This is a genomic window from Candidatus Phycosocius spiralis (assembly GCF_030158815.1).
In the GTDB taxonomy this organism is placed as follows: domain Bacteria; phylum Pseudomonadota; class Alphaproteobacteria; order Caulobacterales; family Aquidulcibacteraceae; genus Aquidulcibacter; species Aquidulcibacter spiralis.
Genome location: NZ_BPFZ01000003.1, coordinates 65614 through 86350, shown reverse-complemented (window position 1 = coordinate 86350; position 20737 = coordinate 65614). Strand labels below are relative to the sequence as shown.

At 52.6% G+C, this 20737-nt stretch carries 17 protein-coding genes; 11 read left to right on the top strand and 6 right to left on the bottom strand.

Annotation, left to right across the window (positions count from 1 at the left end):
• The first annotated feature begins 108 nt into the window (after positions 1–108).
• The 3 genes from thiE to PsB1_RS03495 are packed head-to-tail and all read left to right on the top strand — an operon-like array spanning position 109 to position 4138.
• The gene (thiE, locus tag PsB1_RS03505; RefSeq protein WP_284359096.1) at positions 109–750 is read left to right on the top strand and encodes a thiamine phosphate synthase; all 642 of its coding nucleotides are present in this window, start codon (positions 109–111) and stop codon (positions 748–750) included.
• Positions 741–1676, top strand: a complete 936-nt coding sequence (locus PsB1_RS03500; RefSeq protein ID WP_284359095.1) for a tetratricopeptide repeat protein — start codon at positions 741–743, stop codon at positions 1674–1676. The genes thiE and PsB1_RS03500 overlap by 10 nt, the downstream gene beginning before the upstream one ends.
• 32 nt (positions 1677–1708) lie before the next feature.
• Positions 1709–4138 (top strand): DUF4175 family protein, encoded by a 2430-nt coding sequence (locus PsB1_RS03495; protein ID WP_284359093.1) that lies wholly within the window; start codon positions 1709–1711, stop codon positions 4136–4138.
• Positions 4139–4191: 53 nt separating this feature from the next.
• Here PsB1_RS03495 and PsB1_RS03490 read toward each other — a convergent pair whose 3' ends face one another.
• The 3 genes from PsB1_RS03490 to gap are packed head-to-tail and all read right to left on the bottom strand — an operon-like array spanning position 4192 to position 7478.
• Entirely contained in the window at positions 4192–5208 is a 1017-nt protein-coding gene (locus tag PsB1_RS03490) for a class I fructose-bisphosphate aldolase (protein ID WP_284359092.1), read from the bottom strand.
• A 23-nt stretch (positions 5209–5231) separates the two neighbouring features.
• Entirely contained in the window at positions 5232–6425 is a 1194-nt protein-coding gene (locus tag PsB1_RS03485) for a phosphoglycerate kinase (RefSeq protein ID WP_284359091.1), read from the bottom strand.
• A 45-nt stretch (positions 6426–6470) separates the two neighbouring features.
• Positions 6471–7478 carry a type I glyceraldehyde-3-phosphate dehydrogenase gene (gap, locus tag PsB1_RS03480; RefSeq protein ID WP_284359090.1) on the bottom strand — a complete coding sequence of 336 codons (1008 nt, stop codon included), beginning with the start codon at positions 7476–7478 and terminating at the stop codon, positions 6471–6473.
• A gap of 209 nt (positions 7479–7687) precedes the next feature.
• Between gap and PsB1_RS03475 the strand changes: the two genes are divergently transcribed.
• The 7 genes from PsB1_RS03475 to PsB1_RS03445 all read left to right on the top strand — a co-directional run bounded on the left by PsB1_RS03475 (position 7688) and on the right by PsB1_RS03445 (position 17728).
• Positions 7688–8017, top strand: a complete 330-nt coding sequence (locus PsB1_RS03475; protein WP_284359088.1) for a hypothetical protein — start codon at positions 7688–7690, stop codon at positions 8015–8017.
• Between the two features lie 67 nt (positions 8018–8084).
• On the top strand, positions 8085–9077 hold the full coding sequence (galE, locus tag PsB1_RS03470) for a UDP-glucose 4-epimerase GalE (RefSeq protein ID WP_284359087.1): 993 nt from the start codon (positions 8085–8087) through the stop codon (positions 9075–9077).
• Positions 9078–9425: 348 nt separating this feature from the next.
• On the top strand, positions 9426–10220 hold the full coding sequence (locus PsB1_RS03465) for a tyrosine-protein phosphatase (RefSeq protein WP_284359086.1): 795 nt from the start codon (positions 9426–9428) through the stop codon (positions 10218–10220).
• A gap of 46 nt (positions 10221–10266) precedes the next feature.
• The gene (polA, locus tag PsB1_RS03460; RefSeq protein ID WP_284359084.1) at positions 10267–13179 is read left to right on the top strand and encodes a DNA polymerase I; all 2913 of its coding nucleotides are present in this window, start codon (positions 10267–10269) and stop codon (positions 13177–13179) included.
• Positions 13180–13255: 76 nt separating this feature from the next.
• Entirely contained in the window at positions 13256–15643 is a 2388-nt protein-coding gene (gene pheT / locus PsB1_RS03455) for a phenylalanine--tRNA ligase subunit beta (RefSeq protein ID WP_284359083.1), read from the top strand.
• A gap of 351 nt (positions 15644–15994) precedes the next feature.
• Positions 15995–16624 (top strand): lipocalin family protein, encoded by a 630-nt coding sequence (locus PsB1_RS03450; RefSeq protein ID WP_284359081.1) that lies wholly within the window; start codon positions 15995–15997, stop codon positions 16622–16624.
• 30 nt (positions 16625–16654) lie between these two features.
• Complete coding sequence (locus PsB1_RS03445; protein WP_284359080.1) at positions 16655–17728, top strand: DUF2332 domain-containing protein; 1074 nt, start codon at positions 16655–16657, stop codon at positions 17726–17728.
• Between the two features lie 9 nt (positions 17729–17737).
• On the opposite strand, the gene PsB1_RS03440 is transcribed toward PsB1_RS03445, so the two are convergent.
• The gene (locus PsB1_RS03440; protein WP_284359078.1) at positions 17738–17941 is read right to left on the bottom strand and encodes a SlyX family protein; all 204 of its coding nucleotides are present in this window, start codon (positions 17939–17941) and stop codon (positions 17738–17740) included.
• A gap of 143 nt (positions 17942–18084) precedes the next feature.
• On the opposite strand from PsB1_RS03440, the gene PsB1_RS03435 reads away from it, so the two are divergent.
• The gene (locus PsB1_RS03435) at positions 18085–18816 is read left to right on the top strand and encodes a superoxide dismutase (protein ID WP_284359077.1); all 732 of its coding nucleotides are present in this window, start codon (positions 18085–18087) and stop codon (positions 18814–18816) included.
• A gap of 168 nt (positions 18817–18984) precedes the next feature.
• Here PsB1_RS03435 and PsB1_RS03430 read toward each other — a convergent pair whose 3' ends face one another.
• Both PsB1_RS03430 and PsB1_RS03425 read right to left on the bottom strand, forming a co-directional pair.
• Positions 18985–19626, bottom strand: coding sequence for a CC0125/CC1285 family lipoprotein (locus PsB1_RS03430; RefSeq protein WP_284359076.1), 642 nt, complete (start codon positions 19624–19626; stop codon positions 18985–18987).
• Positions 19627–19706: 80 nt separating this feature from the next.
• Positions 19707–20714, bottom strand: coding sequence for a YeiH family protein (locus tag PsB1_RS03425; protein WP_284359075.1), 1008 nt, complete (start codon positions 20712–20714; stop codon positions 19707–19709).
• Between the last annotated feature and the right edge of the window lie 23 nt (positions 20715–20737).

Here is a 20737-nt window from a genome sequence, read left to right as displayed (position 1 = left end):
TAAAGTGTAAAGAGATGTTGTGCCCGTTTCCAAACGCGTGTGCAGCTCACAATGCTGGCACTTGTCCATCTTCTGTTCCGTGCCTGAAGCTTTGTAGGAATTTTTGACGTGTTAAATCGTGACCCTGCTCGCCTCTATTTGATCACGCCGCCCAGTATTGGCGACCTTCACGCTTTCACAAAAGAACTGGAAGCCGTTATCGAGGCAGGTGATGTGGCGTGCCTGCAATTGCGGCTTAAAGACGTCAGCGATGCTGAAATCCTAGCCGCTGCCCAAGCGATTTTTCCCCTAGCCCAAGCGATGGGTGTGGCTTGCCTCATCAATGACCGCCCCGACCTAGCCCGCGAAACTGGGGCCGATGGCGTCCATATTGGCCAAACGGATGGTTCGGTTGTGCAAGCCCGCACAACAATCGGGAAAGAAGCGATCTTGGGAGTCACCTGTCATGACAGTCGCCATTTGGCGATGGAGGCTGCAGAAGCCGGGGCCGATTATGTCGCTTTCGGTGCTTTTTTTGATACCGCCACAAAGTCGGCACCAACACGTGCCAATTTGGACATATTGACATGGTGGCAAGAGTTTATGGTAATTCCCTGTGTGGCCATTGGTGGCATCAATCCTGATAATGGCGCGCAACTGGTGCGTGCTGGCGCTGATTTCTTAGCGGTCAGTGCGGGTATCTGGGCGTGGCCGGGGGGTGCAGCTGCCGCCAGCGCCTCGTTTAAAGAGATGTTTCAGACATGCGCTTAGGTTGTTTTGGTGCGAGCCTTTGGTTGGCCTGGTTGATGGGTTCGGGGGCGTGCTTGGCGCAAGTCACTGGGCAGATGAGCCCCGCTGCGAGCGAGGCCTTAGCCGATCAGGAAGCTTTAGCGGCGGCCAATGCCGCTTTCGGTCGTGGTGACTATAGTGACGCCCTTAGTCAAGCCGAAAACCTCGCATCACGGGGTAATCCAAAAGCGGCAACTCTGGCAGCTTCTATCTATGAGCAAGGAATTATGGGCACCCCAGCACCCGCCCTTGCTGTGCGCTGGTATCGGCGGGCGGTTGGCGGTGGTGATGGTGATGCGATGATGGGCTTAGCCCGCTTGGGCCTTGCGAACCAAGGTGGCGCGACGCCGGGCGAAGCCCTTTTAGTATTGCAGCGCGCAGTCGCGATTGGGCGCAAGGATGCCTATGCACCTTTGGCCGATCTTTTCTTATCTGGAGCAGCTGGCATTAAAGACCGTGGCCGCGCCGCAAGCTTGTATAGCCGGGCTGCTGGATTTGGCGATGCAGATGCCGCTTATGCCGCAGCCATTCTTTACGCCGATGGCGACCCTGACCCCATTGATGACCCCCTCAAAGCCATAGGCTTTCTTAAACAAGCTGCCACGGCTGGGCGCGCTGATGCCTCTGCAGATTATGGGCTAATGCTTTATCAGGGCCGCGGTGTGGCGCGGGACCTCGCCAGTGCCGCCCGCTGGTTCAAAACCGCAGCCGAAGCGGGCGACGCAGACGGCGCGTTTTATTGGGCGCTGGTCAATGCCAAGGGCGAAGGGACGGCGCAAAATCTAGAGCTTGCCCTCCAATGGGCGCGGGTCGCCAAAGGCTCATCCCCCGAAGCCGATAGTCTTTTAGCCCAACTCGAGCGTGTCATGGCGCGCCCAAACGCCACCCCGCCACCCAAGGCCAATTAACAAACCAATTGAGGCTGTGTTAAGGTAGCCTAGTGTTAGCACCCGCCTCCCCCTCTCGGTCAACTCAGCGCGCTGTGGCGCGAACGATCCGCGATGATGCTTTGGTGAAGGGCCTAAGGGCGATTTGGCCGCCGTTGTTTGTGCTCGCATGTGGCGCTTTATCTGGCAGTTTAAGTCAGGCATGGCCCCCTGCCCTCATAAGTTTGTTTGCGGGCTTGATTTGGGTTTTGAGTTTTTATGCCCTTTGGCGTGGCATACGTGGTTTCCAGGTCATGACCCAAGAAGAAGCTTACCGCGCCTTGGAAGTTAGTGCAGGCCTTCTTGAACTTGCCCCACTAAGTAGCGCGCAGGACCAAAGGGTTTTAGGCGATCAGCAATTGTGGGCGCTACATCAGCGCCGCCTCGCTGAAGTCACCGGTCAATTATCCAAGCCGGTTAACCCACAGCTTTATTGGCGCGATGCGGGTAAGGCTGCCCTTTTGCTATTTGCCTTTGGTCTATGTGTTTTAAACCCAACAGCTTCAATCCGAGCTCTTCATTTTGATGTATCGCCCGTGATGGGGGATAGTGATTTGATGATTGAGGTGTGGGCGGAGCCACCAGCCTATACGGGCCTTCCGCTCATCCGGCTCGATCCCAATCAAAAAAGGGTTGCTCTCCCCTCGGGCTCAATCATCACCGCCCAAGTCCAAGGTGCGCGCGGGGCCCCCCATCTTCATGCCCCTTGGCGATCTCAAAAACTTAAAGTCACCAATGACAGGATTTGGCGCGGCACCATTGCGCTGACCCAATCGGGCACTCTATCGGTCAGTCGGTTTGGGACGCGGGCGGCTTGGGTCATTGACCTCATCCGCGACCTACCCCCTGTTTTAAAGGCCGCAGAGCCTATAAAGATCGACCCCAAAGGGCGGCTATCCATCGCTTTTTCTGCCAGTGACGATTACGGCCTAAAGGGCGCTTTTGTGCGGATTAGACCGGTAAAAATCCCCGACGGGCTCGCAGGGCATTCAACCTATGACACGCCTATTCCTGGGGACGCCTCTTTGGGCGATGGCGAGGCTAAGCGCCTATTTTTAGATGTGTTTGACCATGCTTTGACGGGTATGGAGGTTGAGGCCCGCATCGTGGTTCGCGATGGACTGGGGCAGGAAGCGGCCTCAAAGCCGACCCGCCTGATTATGCCCCAGCGGCGATGGCGCTCCAACTTGGCGGCTGCGTTCCAAGAAGTGCGTTTAATGGTCCTGCGCGAAGCCCGCCCCTACGCACAGGCATTGCCGCGCTGGGCGATCCTGTTTGAACCTTTGATTTCAGGGGCGAGCATGTCGGATCAGCAAGCGCTAGGGCCAATCAAGCTCGACCTCTCTGAACCCTTGGCTGGCGCGCCACCCGGCATCGCACAGGCGGTGGCAACGCTGACCGCTTTATCACAAGTCACACAGAGCATAGGGTTTCCCGACACCGGGCAAGTTGCATTGCATTATGGGCTAGAGCGCTTGTCTATTGCGCGCCATGTAGAAGATGCCCATAGCGTAGCACCACTGTTGTGGAGCTTAGCCAATGAGGTTGAAGCGGGCACCCAATCCCCGGCGCAACAAAAGATCGCAGAGGTCAAAGACGCGCTCAAACAAGCTATAGGGCAAGGCGCGCCCAGTGATGAAATCCGTGCCCTCACCCAAGAGTTGCGCGAAGCCGTCGGCGAGCGTATACAGGAATTGGCGCAAGAACAAGCGTCCGGTGAAGGCCAAGAAGCCGGCGAGACCAATCCACCCATCACCAGCCAAGATTTAGACGATGCACTCAATGCGTTTGAAGATTTAAGCGCCAATGGGTCCAGGCAGGATGCTTTGCGCCAATTGGATCAATTAGGCCAAGTGCTAGAAAATTTAGAGGCAGGGCCATCGGGCTCGAGCGGGGATGGCGGCGGCGGGCCGATTGACCGCGCTATGCGGGCGCAAACCCAATTAAATGACCAAACCGATCAGTTGAGAGAGATGCCCAATTCTGACGCCCGCGCCAAGGCCGCCGAAGAACTTGCTCTACAGCAAGACGAATTAGCAAATTTAACTGAGCTGAATGCAAAGGATAGTGTAACCAATCCCTCGGATAGCTATGGTTTAGAGCAGAAACGTTTGGCATCCAAAGCGATGCGCGAGGCGGCGCAGGCGCTGCGTCATGGCCGATTAACGGAAGCCAATAGTGCACAAATGCGCGCTCTTCAATCCCTCCGTCAAGCCGCGCAATCCAAAGGTCCAGCAGGCAGCCAAGCAGGTAGAGATAATTCTAAAGACCCCTTAGGTCGCCCAATGCCAGGTGCTGATGATGGTGCTGGGACCAAAATCCCTGACGGCATGGAAAGACGGCGTGCGCGCGATCTGCGCCATGAGTTAAGACGTCGCCAAAGTGACCCCTCGCGTGATCAAACGGAGCGAGACTATCTAGACCGCTTGTTGAAAGATGACTAATCCAATCGATGAACCGTTTAAGGGTCAAGAAAAGATCAACATGGTACCCCATGTTATGCTTCTAGTTCGGGCGACCACTGACCCAGTGAAGCCAAGCCGTTCATACGCGCGCGCTTATAAAAGGCAGCTTGGGCTGCTGGGATATTTTCATCCTTACCCGCCCAAGTTGTTTGCGGGGCAGCTTGTAGTGCGCGGCCGAAGGAGAAAGTCAAATTCCATGGCAGCGCATGAAGGGCATTCATGGCATTTAAATGCGCTGTCGCATCAATATCAGACTGACCGCCCGATAAAAAGGCTATTCCAGTCACGGTAGAAGGTACGGTATTTTTGAGGCACTGTATGGTTTTTTCTGCCACTTCTTCCACGCTTGATCGCACCTTTGCCTTACGTCCGGCGATAACCATATTAGGCTTTAGGACGATGCCTTCCAACTGCACACGCATTTCATAAAGTGCCGAAAAGGTCATTTTCAACACATATTCTGTGACTTCATAACAGCGCTTAATGTCGTGATCGAGGTCCATGAGAACTTCAGGTTCCACAATAGGAACAATGTTTTCTTCTTGGCACAGTGCTGCATAACGCGCCAAAGCGTGGGCATTGGCTTTAACGGAACCGGCACTGGGTCGGCGCGCATCAATATCGATCACGGCGCGCCATTTGGCAAAGCGCGCGCCATGTACGTAATAATCGCGCAATCGATCGCGCAACCCATCTAATCCCTCGGTGACACGCTCTCCTGGAAAAAATGGCATTTCACGCGGGCCCAAATCGACTTTAATGCCGGCCAAAGCGCTATGCGACTTGATGACATCAACCAAGCGGGTGCCATCGCGCGCAAACTGGCGAATGGTCTCATCATACAAAATCACACCTGATATATGATTGCGCATGGCTTCTTCGGAACGAAACAAAAGTTCACGGTAATCACGGCGTGTATCGGGCGTAGATTCAACCCCGATAGCGTCAAAACGGGAGCGAATGGTCGCAGTACTTTCATCGGCGGCAAGAATTCCTTTGCCGGGGGCAACCATAGCTTTTGCTGTTGCGACCAGTTGATCGAGATTCATCGGTGCCTCACTAGTTGAGTAATTTAGCTGTGTTTGAGTGCTTCGACGCCAGGTAGCTTTTTGCCTTCCATCCATTCAAGAAAGGCCCCACCAGCCGTTGAAACAAAGGTAAAGTCGTCGGTGACTTGGGCTTGATTAAGAGCAGATACGGTGTCGCCGCCACCTGCGACTGCGATCAAGCGGCCAGAGTGCGCCAGTGCCGCGGCCGTTCGCGCTGCCTCTATAGTGCCCTGATTGAACGGCTCTAACTCAAACGCGCCAAGTGGGCCATTCCAGACCAAGGTCTTTGCTTGCTCCATCGCTGCGGCCAGTGCCGCTACGGATTTGGGACCAGCGTCCAAAATCATTTCATTGTCGCCTATTTGATCGCGTTCACACGTGCGGTGGGGGGCATGGGCGATAAAGGCTGTTGCAACCACCACATCAATTGGCAAAAGGATCTTGCATGAGTTGGCGATAGCTGCCGCTTCAATGGTACGCACGGTGTCCACAAGATCGTGTTCACACAAGGACTTGCCAACATGGGTACCACGCGCTGCCAAAAACGTATTGGCCATACCACCTCCAACCGCCAAAACATCGACGCGAGAGACAAGGTTGTGCAACACATCAATCTTGCTTGAAACTTTAGCCCCGCCGACGATCGCCATTACAGGATGGGTGGGTTGACCCAAGGCTTTATCAAGATAACCTAATTCATGCGACATCGATAAGCCGGGATAGGCTGGCAGCAGATGCGCCAAACCTTCTGTGGAAGCATGGGCGCGATGGGCCGCCGAAAACGCATCATTCACATAGATATCGGCCAAGCGGGCAAAGCCTTTCGCAAGCTCAGGGTGATTGGTTTCTTCACCTGGATGAAAACGCGTGTTCTCAAGCAGTAACACATCGCCTTGGCTTAAAGCGGCAACGGCTGCTTCGGCTATCGGCCCAACACTTTCAGCCACGAATGCGACAGGCACCCCTAAAAGTGTCGCAAGCGCTGGTGCCACTGAGGCCAGCGACATCGAGGCCACCACCTTACCCTTTGGCCGGTCAAAGTGCGCCGCTAAAATCACCTTAGCACCCTTATCGAGCAAGAGTTTGATGGTGGGCACACTGGCACGCAGGCGGGTATCGTCTGTGATAATGCCGTCTTGCATCGGTACGTTAAAGTCAACCCGAACAAATACCCGCTTTCCGGCGAGGTTAGCGGTCTCTAGAGAAGAAAAAGTCATAATGAACCTAAAGATTATCCTATTTTTGCACCCAAAACCGAACCCTTAGATCAACTTGGCCATTGCAATAGCGGTGTCGGCCATGCGGGTGGAGAAGCCCCACTCATTATCATACCAAGACAAGATCCTAACGAAATTGCCGTCCATTACCTTGGTTTGATCCAAAGCAAAGGTGGAGGAATGGCTGTCATGATTAAAATCGACCGAGACATTGGGATCAGCAGTGTAGCCCAAAATACCCTTAAGCGGCCCGTCAGCAGCAGCTTGGATCGCGGCATTAATCTCCTCGACAGTGGTCACACGCTTGGCGAGGAACTTCAGATCTACGCACGAGACGTTAGGTGTGGGCACTCGGATCGCGACGCCGTCCAAACGGCCTGCAAGCTCTGGCAAAACCAGGCCCACTGCCTTGGCGGCCCCAGTTGAGGTTGGAATCATTGAAAGCCCTGCCGCGCGCGCGCGGTACAAGTCCTTATGCATAGTGTCTAAAGTTGGCTGGTCACCGGTATAGGAATGGATGGTGGTCATAAATCCCTTGTCGATCCCCACACCATCGTGAAGGACTTTGACGACAGGGGCCAAGCAATTGGTGGTGCATGAGGCGTTGGAGACAATCACGTCTTCTTGGGTCAAAGCATGATGATTGACCCCGTATACTATGGTCTTATCGGCATGATCACCTGGAGCAGAAATCAAAACGCGCTTAGCGCCAGCTGTTACATGCGCTATTGCTTTGTCACGCGCCGTAAACATACCTGTACATTCCATCGCGATATCAATGTTGTGCGCCGCCCAAGGCAAGCTAGCAGGATCTCTGATGGCTGTAACTTGAATGGGCTTACCATTGACAACAATGGTGTCGCCAACAACGGTCACACTTGCTGGAAACCGACCATGGAGAGAATCATATTTGAGCAAATGCGCGTTGGTTGGTGCCGGGCCCAAATCATTAATCGCCACCACTTCAATATCGGTTCTGCCCTGTTCAATGATAGACCGTAAGACAAGGCGACCGATTCGGCCAAACCCATTGATCGCGACGCGCACGCTCATACTTTTCTCCGTGGTGATGTAACAAATTTTAAACCTGTTTAGCCTCGTGTGCAGGCAGGGGATTTGTAGGTAAATCCATGGGTGTGAACGGAGGCTATAGCCAACCTACATCGAATCGTCCACCCAATACCACCTTTGATCTTTCCAAGATTTCGGTTTTTGGCAGGACAGAGATTTGGTTTTTGGCAGGACTGAGATAATGTGCGTGTATGAGCATGGGACACAGACCTAGTTTAGACGATACATTGGCACGATTTGAAAGGGCGCTGACACGGCTGGAAAGTGTATTTGGTAACTCTTTGGCCAGGATAGGCGACATCGCGCGTATGAAGGGCTATGAAGAAGGCCATCGTGCCGGACTTAAACTTGGCCAAGGTTCTTTAGACACCGAAAGTCAAACGATGCGTGATCAAGCATTAAAAGAAGACCTTAAAGCGGCAAAGGCGCGTGAGGGCCAATTACAAGCGGCAGTAGAAGAAGCCCGCGGAGCTCTCCAAGAGGCCATGGAAGATATACGTGCTGCTCTTGGCATGCTTTGAACACAAAGATCTAAGGCTTAAGTGGCGGTATAATTGTTTTGATTTCTGATCTTATGGGTGTGTCGGCATGGCCAAAATCCTTATCACTGGCGGGGCAGGCTATATCGGTAGCCACGCAGCTTGGGCCTGCATTGATGTAGGTTATGATGTTGTTATTATTGATAATTTATCAACAGGTAAGGAGGTCAATGTCCCACCTCAGGCGCACCTGATTATCGCCGACATAGGCGATAAAATGGCGGTCAGTGCTGTATTTGAGACCCAATCGATTGATGCTGTGATGCATTTTGCGGGATCTATCATTGTACCTGAATCGGTGGTCAATCCCGGACTTTATTATGAGAATAACACGGTCAAAAGCCTGGGATTGGTCCGTGAAGCGGTCAAGGCAGGGGTTAAAGCATTTATTTTCTCTTCCACCGCCGCAGTCTATGCACCCGGTAATTCTAAGCCCCTAACCGAGGATGCGCTCAAAGCCCCTTTAAGTCCGTACGGCCAATCAAAGCTAATGACGGAGATTATGCTAGGCGACATTTCCGCCGCGCATGGCATACCAGTCGGGATTTTGCGCTATTTCAATGTCGCCGGTGCAGACCCTTTAGGCCGAACAGGTCAAAGTACCCCTAATGCCACCCATCTCATCAAAGTCGCTTGCCAAGTGGCTACAGGGCAGCGTCCTCACATCCAGGTCTTTGGGACCGACTATGATACACGCGATGGCACATGTGTGCGCGATTACATTCATGTAAGTGATTTGGCCGACGCTCATGTGCTACTGGTCAATTATCTATTGGCTGGTGGTGACAATGTCACTGCCAATTGTGGGTATGGCAAAGGTGCGTCTGTCCTAGAGGTACTGGCATCGCTTGAAAAGCAACTCAACCACCCTATCGCGACCATCATGGCCCCACGGCGCGCCGGCGACGCACCCATCCTGATAGCCAATTCATCTTACCTGCGATCAATCTTACCTTGGCAGCCTAAATTTGAGCGATTGGACGATATTGTTGCAGCGGCTTTAGCTTGGGAATTTCATCTTTTGACTGGCTCAGTTCTGTAAAGCTTCTGACCGAGTCTGTGTATAAAAATGCCTTGATTTGAAAACGTTGTTGATTATTCAAGAAAGAGTGGTTCTATTGGTTCGAAGCGGCTACTGATTTCGACCTTGCTAAATTCCTATCTATTCATAGATTGTCGTACATGATCGCACCGTGACAATGACCGCCACGCGAGAGGTCAGTTCTTAAACCGATCTGCCACTCAACGCATCAGGTGCTAGTTAAATGGTACTAAAAGCGTTCAATTTGTTCAAAGGGAATTTAGGCCAGAGGCGATCAAGCATCAGGGTTAGCCGTCCAAGGCTGTAAAACGCCTTGAAGCGCAGACCAGACTGATACATGAGCAAGCCATGACTCATCTAATGCCACCCCCATTTATCTTGGTCGAAGGCGTACGTAATTTTCGCGACTTTGGAGCTTACCCCACCCAATCGGGGCGCACCGTAGCCAAGCACAAGCTTTTTCGATCTGCTAATTATGCTCAAATGACCAATGAAGGTCGCGCGCAGCTCGCGGAATTAGGAGTCAAAACCATCGTCGATCTGCGCCGCCGCCATGAACGGGAACAACAGCCAAGCCAGTTTCATGGCCTTGACGTAGAGGTCGTGACTTCATCGCTGGGTGAGGATGATACCCTAGCTTTGCCCCCGCATTTGGAATTTATTCGCGACACCGATCTGACCTTGCAAGCCACGCATGACCATATGCTCCGTGCCTATCGGCGTATTCCATGGGAGCCGCAACATATTCAATTGTTTAAGGAAACATTTGATCGTCTGGCTCGTCATGAAAGCCCCCTTGTTATCCATTGTGCAGCGGGCAAAGATCGAACTGGGATTTTGTGCGGTTTGATATTGCATGCCTTAGGTGTAGATTATGATACCATCCTTGCCGACTATTTGTTGACCAATCAGGTTGCGCGCGACATGGACATGATCGCCCGCTATGCCCGTCAGTTGAGTCTGCAATTTAACAAAGTAATCGAACCAGCAACTCTTGCTCCTATGATTGGTGTGCATGAAGATTTTTTAAGCCAAGCTTGGTCACACATGGACAAAAGGGAAGGTGGTGTCGATGGCTATCTGGCCAGATTAGGCATCGATCAGGCTTTTAAGGCGCGCTTGGCAGAATCCTTGCTGGTTTAAGGCTCACACCGGGATTGGAAGTCATGATCGCCTAGCTTAAGATCGGATGATGACCTACCCAATTGGCCCCGATTCCCGCCTAACCTTGATTGATGGCTCCGGCTATATTTTTCGTGCTTTTCATGGCCTGCCGCCTCTAACTCGCAAGAGTGATGGTGCGCCGATTGGTGCCGTATCTGGCTTTTGCAACATGATTTTCAAACTATTGGCCGATGAGCGTGATAGTGAGCAGCCTACCCATTTAGCCGTGATATTCGATGCGCCCGGACCAACTTTTCGCAATGAGATTTATCAGGCCTATAAAGCCAACCGCCCCCCAGCACCTGAAGATTTGGTTCCTCAATTTCCTATGATACGTGAGGCCACCCGCGCCTTTGGACTGCCGTGTATTGAGCTGGCGGGCTATGAAGCCGATGATTTGATCGCAACCTATGCCCGCCAAGCGGCTGAAAGCGGCGCAAGGGTGCGGATCATTTCCTCTGACAAGGATTTGATGCAACTGATCACGGATCAAATCAGCCTCTATGATCCGATGAAGGATCGGCCCATGGGCCCAGAAGCGGTGTTGGAAAAATTTGGCGTTGCCCCAAATCAGGTGATTGATGTCCAGGCTTTGGCGGGAGATAGCACCGATAATGTGCCGGGTGCACCCGGCATTGGTGTGAAAACAGCGGCTGAGCTTTTGTCCGTTTACGGCACACTCGAAAACCTCCTCGACCATGCCCATGAGATTAAGCAGCCCAAGCGGCGCGAGACCTTGATCGCTTTTCGCGAGCAAATTGAGGTATCCAAAAGACTGGTTACTTTGATGCAGGATGTGCCCGTTTTGGAGCATCTTGAGCATTTTGGCGTCCGCGAGCCCGAACCCTTGGTGCTGTTGGATTTCCTTCGCAAGATGGAACTTAGAACCCTGACAGGGCGGGTGGAAGCAGGCTTGCGCCGCGATGGCTTTGTGGCTGATCAAGCCCAGCATGTAAGCTCCAATGCCGGGGTCGACGCCATCCAGCATGCGACTCATGAGCCAGAAAGGGGTACCAGTTCAACTGGCTTTGCGGGCATACCCCAATCGGTCTTTAAACCAATGGATACGACCAGCTATGAAACAATCACCAGCCTAGAGCGGCTGCAAGATTGGATCGCCCGCGCCAAAAATCAGGGCTATCTGGCTTTTGATACGGAAACCTCTTCCCTAAATAGCTCAAGCGGTACTTTGGTGGGCCTGTCCTTGGCGGTGGAACCTGGCCTTGCCTGTTATGTACCTATCGGCCATCGGGGCGCTGGTGAAATGGGCGTCACGGGGGATCTTTTCAGTGGCGCAGATGCATCTATCGCGCTCATTCCCGGCCAACTGAGCCTCATCGAAGTCATCGATACTTTGAAGCCGTTGATGGAAGATGATGCGGTGTTAAAGATCGGCCAAAACATTAAATATGATGTCTCAGTTCTGGCACAGCACGGGGTCATTATCGCGCCCATCGACGACACCATGCTAATGAGTTTCGCGCTCGATGCCGGGCGCAACAACCATGGTATGGACGATCTTTCTGAGCGCCTTTTGGGCCATAAGCCCATCGCGTTCAAAGATGTATGCGGCATTGGTAAAGCCCAAATCAGCTTTGATCAGGTACCTGTTGAGCGCGCCACTTGCTATGCTTCCGAGGATGCCGATGTAACACTTAGACTATGGCATATTCTTAAGCCGCGTTTGGTGCAGGAGCGTTCAACCACGGTTTATGAAACTTTGGAGCGACCCTTGGTTCCCGTGGTTGCAGCGATGGAGCGCGCGGGGGTAAAGGTCGATGTTGGTGAGCTGTCGCGCCTTTCGCTGGATTTTGCGCAGCGCATGGTCGCCCTTGAAGCAATTGCCCATACCCAAGCTGGCGAAGTGTTTAATCTTGGAAGCCCCAAGCAATTGGGTGAGATCCTATTTGATAAAATGTCCTTGCCCGGAGGCAAAAAGACCGCCACGGGTCAATGGGCAACGGGTGCAGAGGCCCTTGAAGATCTAGCTGCCCAAGGCCATGAATTACCGCGCACATTGGTGGACTGGCGCATGCTGGCCAAACTTAAAAGCACGTATACGGATAATCTGAAAGCAGCGATTGATCCCACATCTGGGCGGGTGCATACGTCTTACAATATGGTCGGTGCTGCAACAGGTCGCTTATCTTCCACCGATCCAAACCTACAAAATATCCCGATCCGAACCGAAGAAGGGCGACGCATCCGCCGCGCCTTTGTGGCCGAGCCCGGCCATGTTTTGATTTCTGCAGATTATAGCCAAATTGAGCTGCGTCTTTTGGCCCATGTCGGCGATATTCCCCAATTAAAGAAAGCATTTGTCGATGGCCTTGATATTCATGCCATGACGGCTTCAGAGATGTTTGGCGTCCCCCTTGAAGGCATGGACCCAATGGTGCGGCGCAAAGCAAAGGCGATTAACTTTGGTATCATTTATGGCATTTCCGCCTTTGGGCTGGCGCGCCAATTATCGATCCCACAAGGCGAGGCGCGCGACTATATCGCCACCTACAAGCAAAGATTTCCCGGTATTCAGGCCTATATGGATACCATGAAAGCCATGGCGCGGGAAAAAACCTATGTTGAGACAATCTTTGGCCGTCGCTGTTGGGTGCCGGGTATCCACGCCAAAAGCCAAGCCGAACAAGCCTTTGCCGAACGCCAAGCCATCAATGCGCCTTTACAAGGGGCGGCAGCTGACATCATCAAACGGGCGATGATCCGATTACCAGATGCTTTAGCAGAGGCGGGTTTGGATGCGCGCATGCTGCTGCAAGTGCATGACGAGCTTGTATTTGAAGCGCCTTCAAGCCAAGCGGATGCGACATGTGCTTTGGTTGTTAAGGTGATGGAGAAGGCAGCACTTCCCGCTGTTGCTCTTTCTGTGCCCTTGGTGGTTGAAGCGCGCAGCGCCTTCAATTGGGCTGAGGCGCACTGAGGTCGATGCATCAAACGTCGCTTAGGTCATCTACCTTTGTCCGCCGATACGTGCCGCTATTTTATGGATAGAAACAATGAAATTCACTTTGTCTTGGCTTAAAGAGCATTTGGCCACTGACGCATCTTTGCCGGCAGTTTTAGAAGCCATGACGATGGCTGGCCTTGAGGTGGAGCATTGGGAAGATCCAGCTGAAAAGCTCAAAGCCTTTTCGGTGGCCAAAATTGTCTCGACCGCCCAGCACCCCAATGCGGATCGGCTGCAAGTTTGCCAAGTCGAAACCAAGGATGGCATGAAGGAAATCGTGTGCGGCGCACCCAATGCGCGCGCAGGCCTGTTTACGATTTATGCGCCTTTGGGAACCTTTATTCCAGGCAGTGGGATTACCTTGGAGCCACGCGCCGTGCGCGGCGTCGTCTCAAACGGTATGCTCTGCTCAGCCGCTGAACTTGAAACGGCCGAGGAAAGCGATGGCATCCTAGAGCTTGAAGCGGGCTTAGATATTGGTCTGCCCGCGGCGGCGGCGCTGGGCCTTGATGATGCGGTGATTGATTTTGAGGTGACGCCCAATCGCCCAGATTGGCTGGGTGTTGCTGGAATTGCGCGCGAACTTGCCGCCGCCGGTCTTGGTATATTGAAGGAGCGCGCCATTGTGGCGGTTCCTGGCAGTCTTGCCTGCCCCGTTTCGATCAAGATTGAAGCGCCAGAAGCCTGCCCCGCCTTCGCGGGACGCTTGATCAAGGGCGTTAAGAACGGGCCAAGCCCCAAATGGCTGGCCGATCGCTTGATCGCTATTGGCCTGCGCCCAATCAATGCATTGGTTGATATTACCAATTTCATTTGCTTTGACCGCGCGCGACCCTTGCATATCTATGACGCCGCTTTGCTAAAGGGCACTATCACCGCCCGTATGGCGCAGATGGGGGAGAGTTTTGTTGCACTCGACTCCAAGACCTATGCATTGAACCCATCCATGTGTGTGATCGCCGATGACAATGGTCCTTTGGGATTGGGCGGCATTATGGGCGGGCAATCGACGGGTTGTTCAGAAGCTACCACCGAGGTCTTCCTTGAGAGCGCTTTATTCGCGCCCTTGATGATCGCCCAAACCGCCCGGCAAACGGGCATTCAGTCGGATGCAAAATATCGCTTTGAGCGCGGCGTCGATACAGGCTTTGTTCAAACCGGGCTTGAACTTGCCACGCGGATGATCTTGGATCTGTGTGGCGGACAAGCGTCTGATTGCCTTCTGGTCGGTCAAGTGCCGCCTCCACCGGCCGATGTCGTATTTAAGACCACGGAAGTCGCACGACTGACTGGCATGGATTTGAGCGAGAGTGAAATTGACACTATCTTGGATCAGCTTGGCTTTGGCATAACCAGCACAGGACCCAAGTCACGCGTAATTAAGGTCCCTTCCTGGCGACGCGATGTGATTGGCAGTGCAGATCTGGTTGAAGATATTGCCCGCATCGCAGGCTTTGATCGCCTCCCCACTACGAAACTACCCGATCGTTGTAGCCCCAGGGTACCCCACATTGCCCCTAGCCAAAATCGCGTCCGCTTGGGGCGGCGCAGTCTTGCGGTACGCGGTTGGATGGAGACCGTCAGCTGGAGTTTTGCGAGCCAAGCTAGCTGCGCCTTATTTGGGGGTGCGCAAGGTGGCGGTGGGCTGGTTTTAGCCAATCCAATTGCTTCAGATTTAGATTGTATGCGCCCAAGTGCTTTGATCCATTTATTATTGGCGGGACAGCGCAACATCGATCGCGGTTTTGGGAATTTCGCGCTTTTTGAAGCTGGCCCGATCTATAAGGGGGATGGCCCAGACGATCAGGAGCAGGTGATCGCGGGCATTACACGCGGCCTAGTCCGTCATTGGCGCGAGCCAAGCGCCCCAGATGTATTTAGTGTCAAAGCGGACGTGCTTGCGATGTTAGAGGCGATGGGTGTTTCTGTAGGCGGGCTACAGACCGTCCAAAGTGGGCGTTCCTGGTGGCATCCTGGTCGCTCAGGTACATTCAAGCTGGGCCCTAAAGTCATCGTAGCTGAATTTGGCGAAATCCACCCCAGCGTATTGAAAGCACTCGGTGTCGATGCTCCTATGCTTGGGTTTGAAGTTTTCTTGGACGCAATCCCACTTACCAAAGCCAAGGCGGTTAAAACCAAGCCACTATTAGACGCCTCCTCCCTTATGCCCCTATCGCGCGACTTTGCCTTTGTCGTGAAGGCCGATTTGCCAGCTGGAGATCTGATTAGAGCGGTAGCTCATGTCGATAAGGCCGTAATCAAGGATGTAACCCTCTTTGATCGTTATCATGGCTATGGTTTCGGGGAGGACGAGGTTTCTTTAGGACTGCAAGTCAGAATACAGCCGCACGACAAAACGCTCACCGATACAGAAATTGAAGCGATTAGCGATAAAATAATCGCGGCTGCTGCAAAATTAGGGGCACGATTGCGCTGAAATCGCTTGATCTGCCAGCATTGAGGAGAGTTCAATGTGACGTTGGCGTAAGGGTTCTTGCCTCTGGCGTGGTTCACATTTCGGTCTTGCCCCCTGTGGTTGAAGTTTGTTACTGCTCCATTTTTAGCAATAGGGTTTGCTCATCATATTGTGCCCAAGACCACTTCAATTAATCCAAGGCCGCGATCAGATGACATCTTAAAGTTTCAAAATAGGCGTTGCCGAGCACTTGTTTTGTAGCATAGTGGGGTTAAGGCGTTTATATTCCACGCTCTAATTCTCATGGGATAAGAGTCAACGCACAATGTTTTGATGCAGGCGAATAACGACAACTGTAGAAGGTATCATTTGATGGAAAAAACTCGGAAGCCATTGCTGCACGATTGGCTCATAAAACCGCTTCTCCTAGCCAAGGCTGATAAAGTGTCAGCCTTTACGACCATGATTGTCATGATCGCATGTATTACAATTTCTGGTTGTATCGTTGGCACCCAAGGACGCCCAAAAAATAGCCCACCCCCTGTAACCGTGCCAAGTGTCGATCTTCAGCGCTATGGGGGTACTTGGTACGAGATTGCCCGCTATCCGAATAGTTTTCAAAAAAAATGTGAGGGTGTGACAGCACATTATGAAGTGCGCGCTGATGGCCGGGTTGGCGTAACAAACACGTGCGCGCACGGCACAAGTTCGGGTAAACCGCGCGCTGTGAAGGGAATTGCGTCGGTGATCGCTGGTTCCAACAATGCAAAGCTTGCCGTTAACTTCACCCCAATCCCACTACCAAAAGGCCAAGGCAATTATTGGGTGCTATATCTTGATAGCGCCTATCAAACCGCACTGGTTGGAGGGCCCAATGGCGATTATCTTTGGCTTCTGGCCCGAACACCGAAAATCACACCGGCCCAGCGCACCGCCCTCAATGATGCCGCACTCCAAAATGGCTATCGGATCGATCTATTAAAAGATACCATACAGCCTTAGCGCTCTAGTCTGAGAATTAGGATTGTTTGGATGGTAGTTTCGAGCGTTCATGCGGCTTTGCTCCAGCAAGCCATGTGGTGTAAGGACCTTCAAGCTCCGTTTACAGCCGCTTTATGCCGCGCAATGGCGGATGATTATGCGCGGGGCGGCATCGTTGCTGACTTAACCAAAGGCTGGCCCAGCCATCCCATCAGCGATGCGCTTGCCTTGCGGCTGACGGGTGCGCTTCATTATTGCGCCTTAAAAAACTCAGACAGCGATTTGGCTAAGGCTTGGCCAAGACCGGGTTATGACTGGTCGATAGAAGTGGCTTGGGCACTGGCAGAAGCGACCCTGCGCGCCGAGGCGGATTGGGTGAAGGTCATTATTCAATCGCCACCCCAAACCAATGAAGTGAGCCGCTCTGTGGGGCTGTGGCCCGGCCTGTGTGCGGCTGCTCAAGGATTTGACGGCCCGATTGACGTGTTAGAGCTTGGGGCGTCCGCGGGCCTGAACATCTTCATGGATCATTTTGAGTATCTTACAGACGCGTGGTCGTGGCGACCAGAGCCCGCCTACGCGAAGGTGCATATAACTGCGCGATGGACTGGTGCCAGGCCATTTGTTCCAGAGCAGTCGCCGATTCGTCACCGCGCCGCCTGTGACCAAAATCCTCTAGACGCAAGTGATCGCGACCATCGCCTACGCTTGATGGCCTATGTTTGGCCAGAGCAATTTGACCGCTTGGCGCGCTTGGAATCAGCTCTTAACATCGCCCAAGCCCACGCCTTTGTTCCCGATCAGGCCGATGCCGCCGATTGGTTGGCCGACAAGCTTAGGAAGCGCGCGAAAGATGCCCTGACGGTGGTTTATCATTCGGTGTTTTTTCAATATCCACCCCTCGTTGTCCGTCAAGCGATTGAACAGACCATGCAGCGCCATGGGGCTGCAGCCACCAAAGAAAGCCCCCTTGCTTGGTTACGGTATGAACCAAACCCTGAGCTTGGCCATCAGCAGTTTGTTACCAACCAAATCATTGATCTGATGGAGTGGCCCTCTAATCAAAGGCGAAAACTGGCGAGCATCCATCCCCATGGCCGCTCAGTTGAATGGCTTGGCGCTTAGCGCAGATCCTTAGTAATGGGGCGGCTTTTGATCGATCATCGCAGGGTCCGCGGCTTCGCTTTGGCGCTGTGCTTCGCGCGCCACCCAATGATCCAGCCTGCGCTTTAGACGACCGATCTCATCGGCTTGTTGCGCACAAATGTCCGATAAATCCTCCACCACCCGGCTTAAATGGGTGATTTGAACTTCCAAAGCTTCGACGCGTTCATTCATGTGGATCTCAATTTTAGGGTTGGATTGCGCCAAAAGTCGTGCACATAGTCGTCTTTAACAAGATGCGCTTTGTTCGGCCAATCGATCTTGAGGATCGCTGGGCCAGATACAATATCTCTATCATACATAAGTAAGGAATGATCATGAAACACGCCCTTTGCGCCATTCTTCTATCGCTTTGCGCAGCACCTGTCTTGGCGCAGCCTGTGGGCTCTACGCCGGTAACAACACCAGCCTCACAAGCTGCCACCTTTACCCAAGCCCCCCTTCCTTATGCCTTTAATGCGCTTGAGCCCAGCATAGATGAAGCAACCATGCGTATCCATTATGAGCGCCATCATGGAACCCAAGTTGCGGGGCTGAATGCTGCAATTGCTGCCAACCCAGCCTTTGCGGGCAAAAGCCTCGAGGCTCTTTTGGCCTCAGCCGCGACAGCTCCACCTGCTATTCGCAACAATGCAGGAGGGCATTGGAACCATAGCTTTTACTGGAAGATCATGGCCCCACTTGGAGCAGGCGGTAGTCCCTCCCCAGCCCTCACCGCGGCGATTGTTCGAGATTTTGGCTCCCTTGATGCATTAAAAGCCAAGTTTCGCGCGGCATCATTAGGCCAGTTTGGTTCGGGTTGGGCATGGCTGATTGTCAAAGCCGACGGTAAGCTGGCTGTGGGCTCTACCCCCAATCAAGACAATCCTTTGATGAATGTGGGTGAGTTTCGCGGTACCCCCATTTTAGGCAACGATGTGTGGGAACATGCTTATTATCTCAAATATCAAAATAGACGTGCTGACTATGTGGATGCTTGGTGGCCGATCATCAATTGGACGCAAGTATCCAATCTGTATGCCCAAGCCGCAAAATCTAAAGCTTACTAGGAAGTTTAAGGGGGATCATATCAAACTAATTTATCACCCCCCTAAACCTCAATAGACACATGAAATTCCGCGTCTCTAGTGGGTTGGCAGTATTTGTAAGCGCCATTGATAAGAGCAATCTAATGTTATCAATGGCGCGATATAATGGGCAGGTGATGGATTTACCTGTCAAGGAGTCGCCTGGGGTGGAATGGATGGCGATTGGGGTGAAGATTGGGTTGGTGTTTGGGGTGGAGCAGGGATAAGACGACCACCCAAATTCTTTTTCACGTCGCGCGCATCAAATGTGTCTGGTCGATCATTTGGCTTAACCCCTTTCCCTAAAACAATCTCTGCACTGGCTTGAAAACGTGTGATTACTTCACGATCGAATGGGTCAAATAGCCCGCTTGCCCAAAACGGGTCATAATAGCTTATCCAGCCATAACGTGGATGGTAGCTGCGCCAAGTTGCAAATCCTGGCCCATAGCCCCAAGCCCCACCAAAAGCCCAGCTTGGTGAACGACTATAACCAGTTGTGATCTTTGGATCGGTTGCGCGTTCAACAATTTGAAACCAATCAAATCCATTTTCCAGTGTTACTTCAGCGGCACGCAATAAGAGCGCGTCTTCCACCCGCTCACGTGAAGTGCGGCTATTGCCTTCAAACATGATCCGAAAGCGATTGGTCTCAATGCGTTGATCTGAATAGCCAAACTTACCTTGTTCGGCTGATTGGTAAGGTGTTTGGCCGTTATTAAACTCGGTTGTTGAACAACTTGCTGTGGTCAAGACAGCAAGCGCGGCTAAATACATCATGATTGGTTTCATTGCACCATCTCCATGTCGATCTACCCACCCAACACTAAAATGACCATTCGATTTCAATTAGGCAAGGGTCAAACTGACGTTTAATTCATGATGATCATCATACCAATGCCGGCCGCCGAGATCGCGGCAATTATCATGGTTTGAACCAATAATGCGCCCACTGCTTGCGGCCCCAAAGCCATCACCCCCTTAATTGAGGTATTGGCACCAAGTGCTACCATGGAGACAACCAGACATAGATTTGAAATCTGTGTTAAGGCTAAGATGCCTCTATGGGTTAGCCATCCTGTGTTGGTCACGACAATCGCGGCCACAAATCCCAATAAAAAAACTGGAACCGTCGCTTCATGGGTCTCATCATCTAACCCCGTACGATCACGTAGGGATAAGATCATCATCAGCCCAAATATAACAATTGGCAGCATGGCAACTCGGATCATTTTGACGGTGGTTGCTGCTGGTGTAGCCGCTTGACCATAAAGATCAGAAGCTGCCACGACTTGGGCGACTTCATGGATCGTAGCGCCCAAAAAAACGGCCGAAGGAATGAGGGGTAAGTTTAAATAATGGCACATTGCTGGATAGAGAACCATCGCTATAGTCCCCAAAATAGTGATGGTTGCAACTGTAGCAACAACATCACGCTCTACCTGCGAATTGGGTCGGCGCGCCAAAACCGTGGCAATCGCCAATGCAGCAGACGCCCCACAAATGGCTACAGATGCGGCAGTTAAAAATGCCGTAGCCCGCGGCAAAAATAAGGCTCGCCCCGCCAGATACCCAAGCCCTAAGGTACCAAAAGTTGCAGCCATGGCTATCAAAGCAGGTTGCCATCCTAAGATCTGCAGGTCAGAAATGGTGATCCGAAAACCCATCAAAGCGACGCCAATGCGCAACAACGGCTTGGCCAAGACATCGTTTCCAGATTTAAAAGCTGGTTGGTTTAAGATAAAGGCTGCCGCCATACCAAGTAAAAGTGCAACCAACAAGGTTGGGACACGCGTTCCTTGAGTTGGAAAATAGGCAAGTGCTGCAAGAGCAATCCCCACACCGACTCCAGGCCCGTATTTCGCGACTGATTTAAACATATGCCCCCAAATCTCAACCCTAT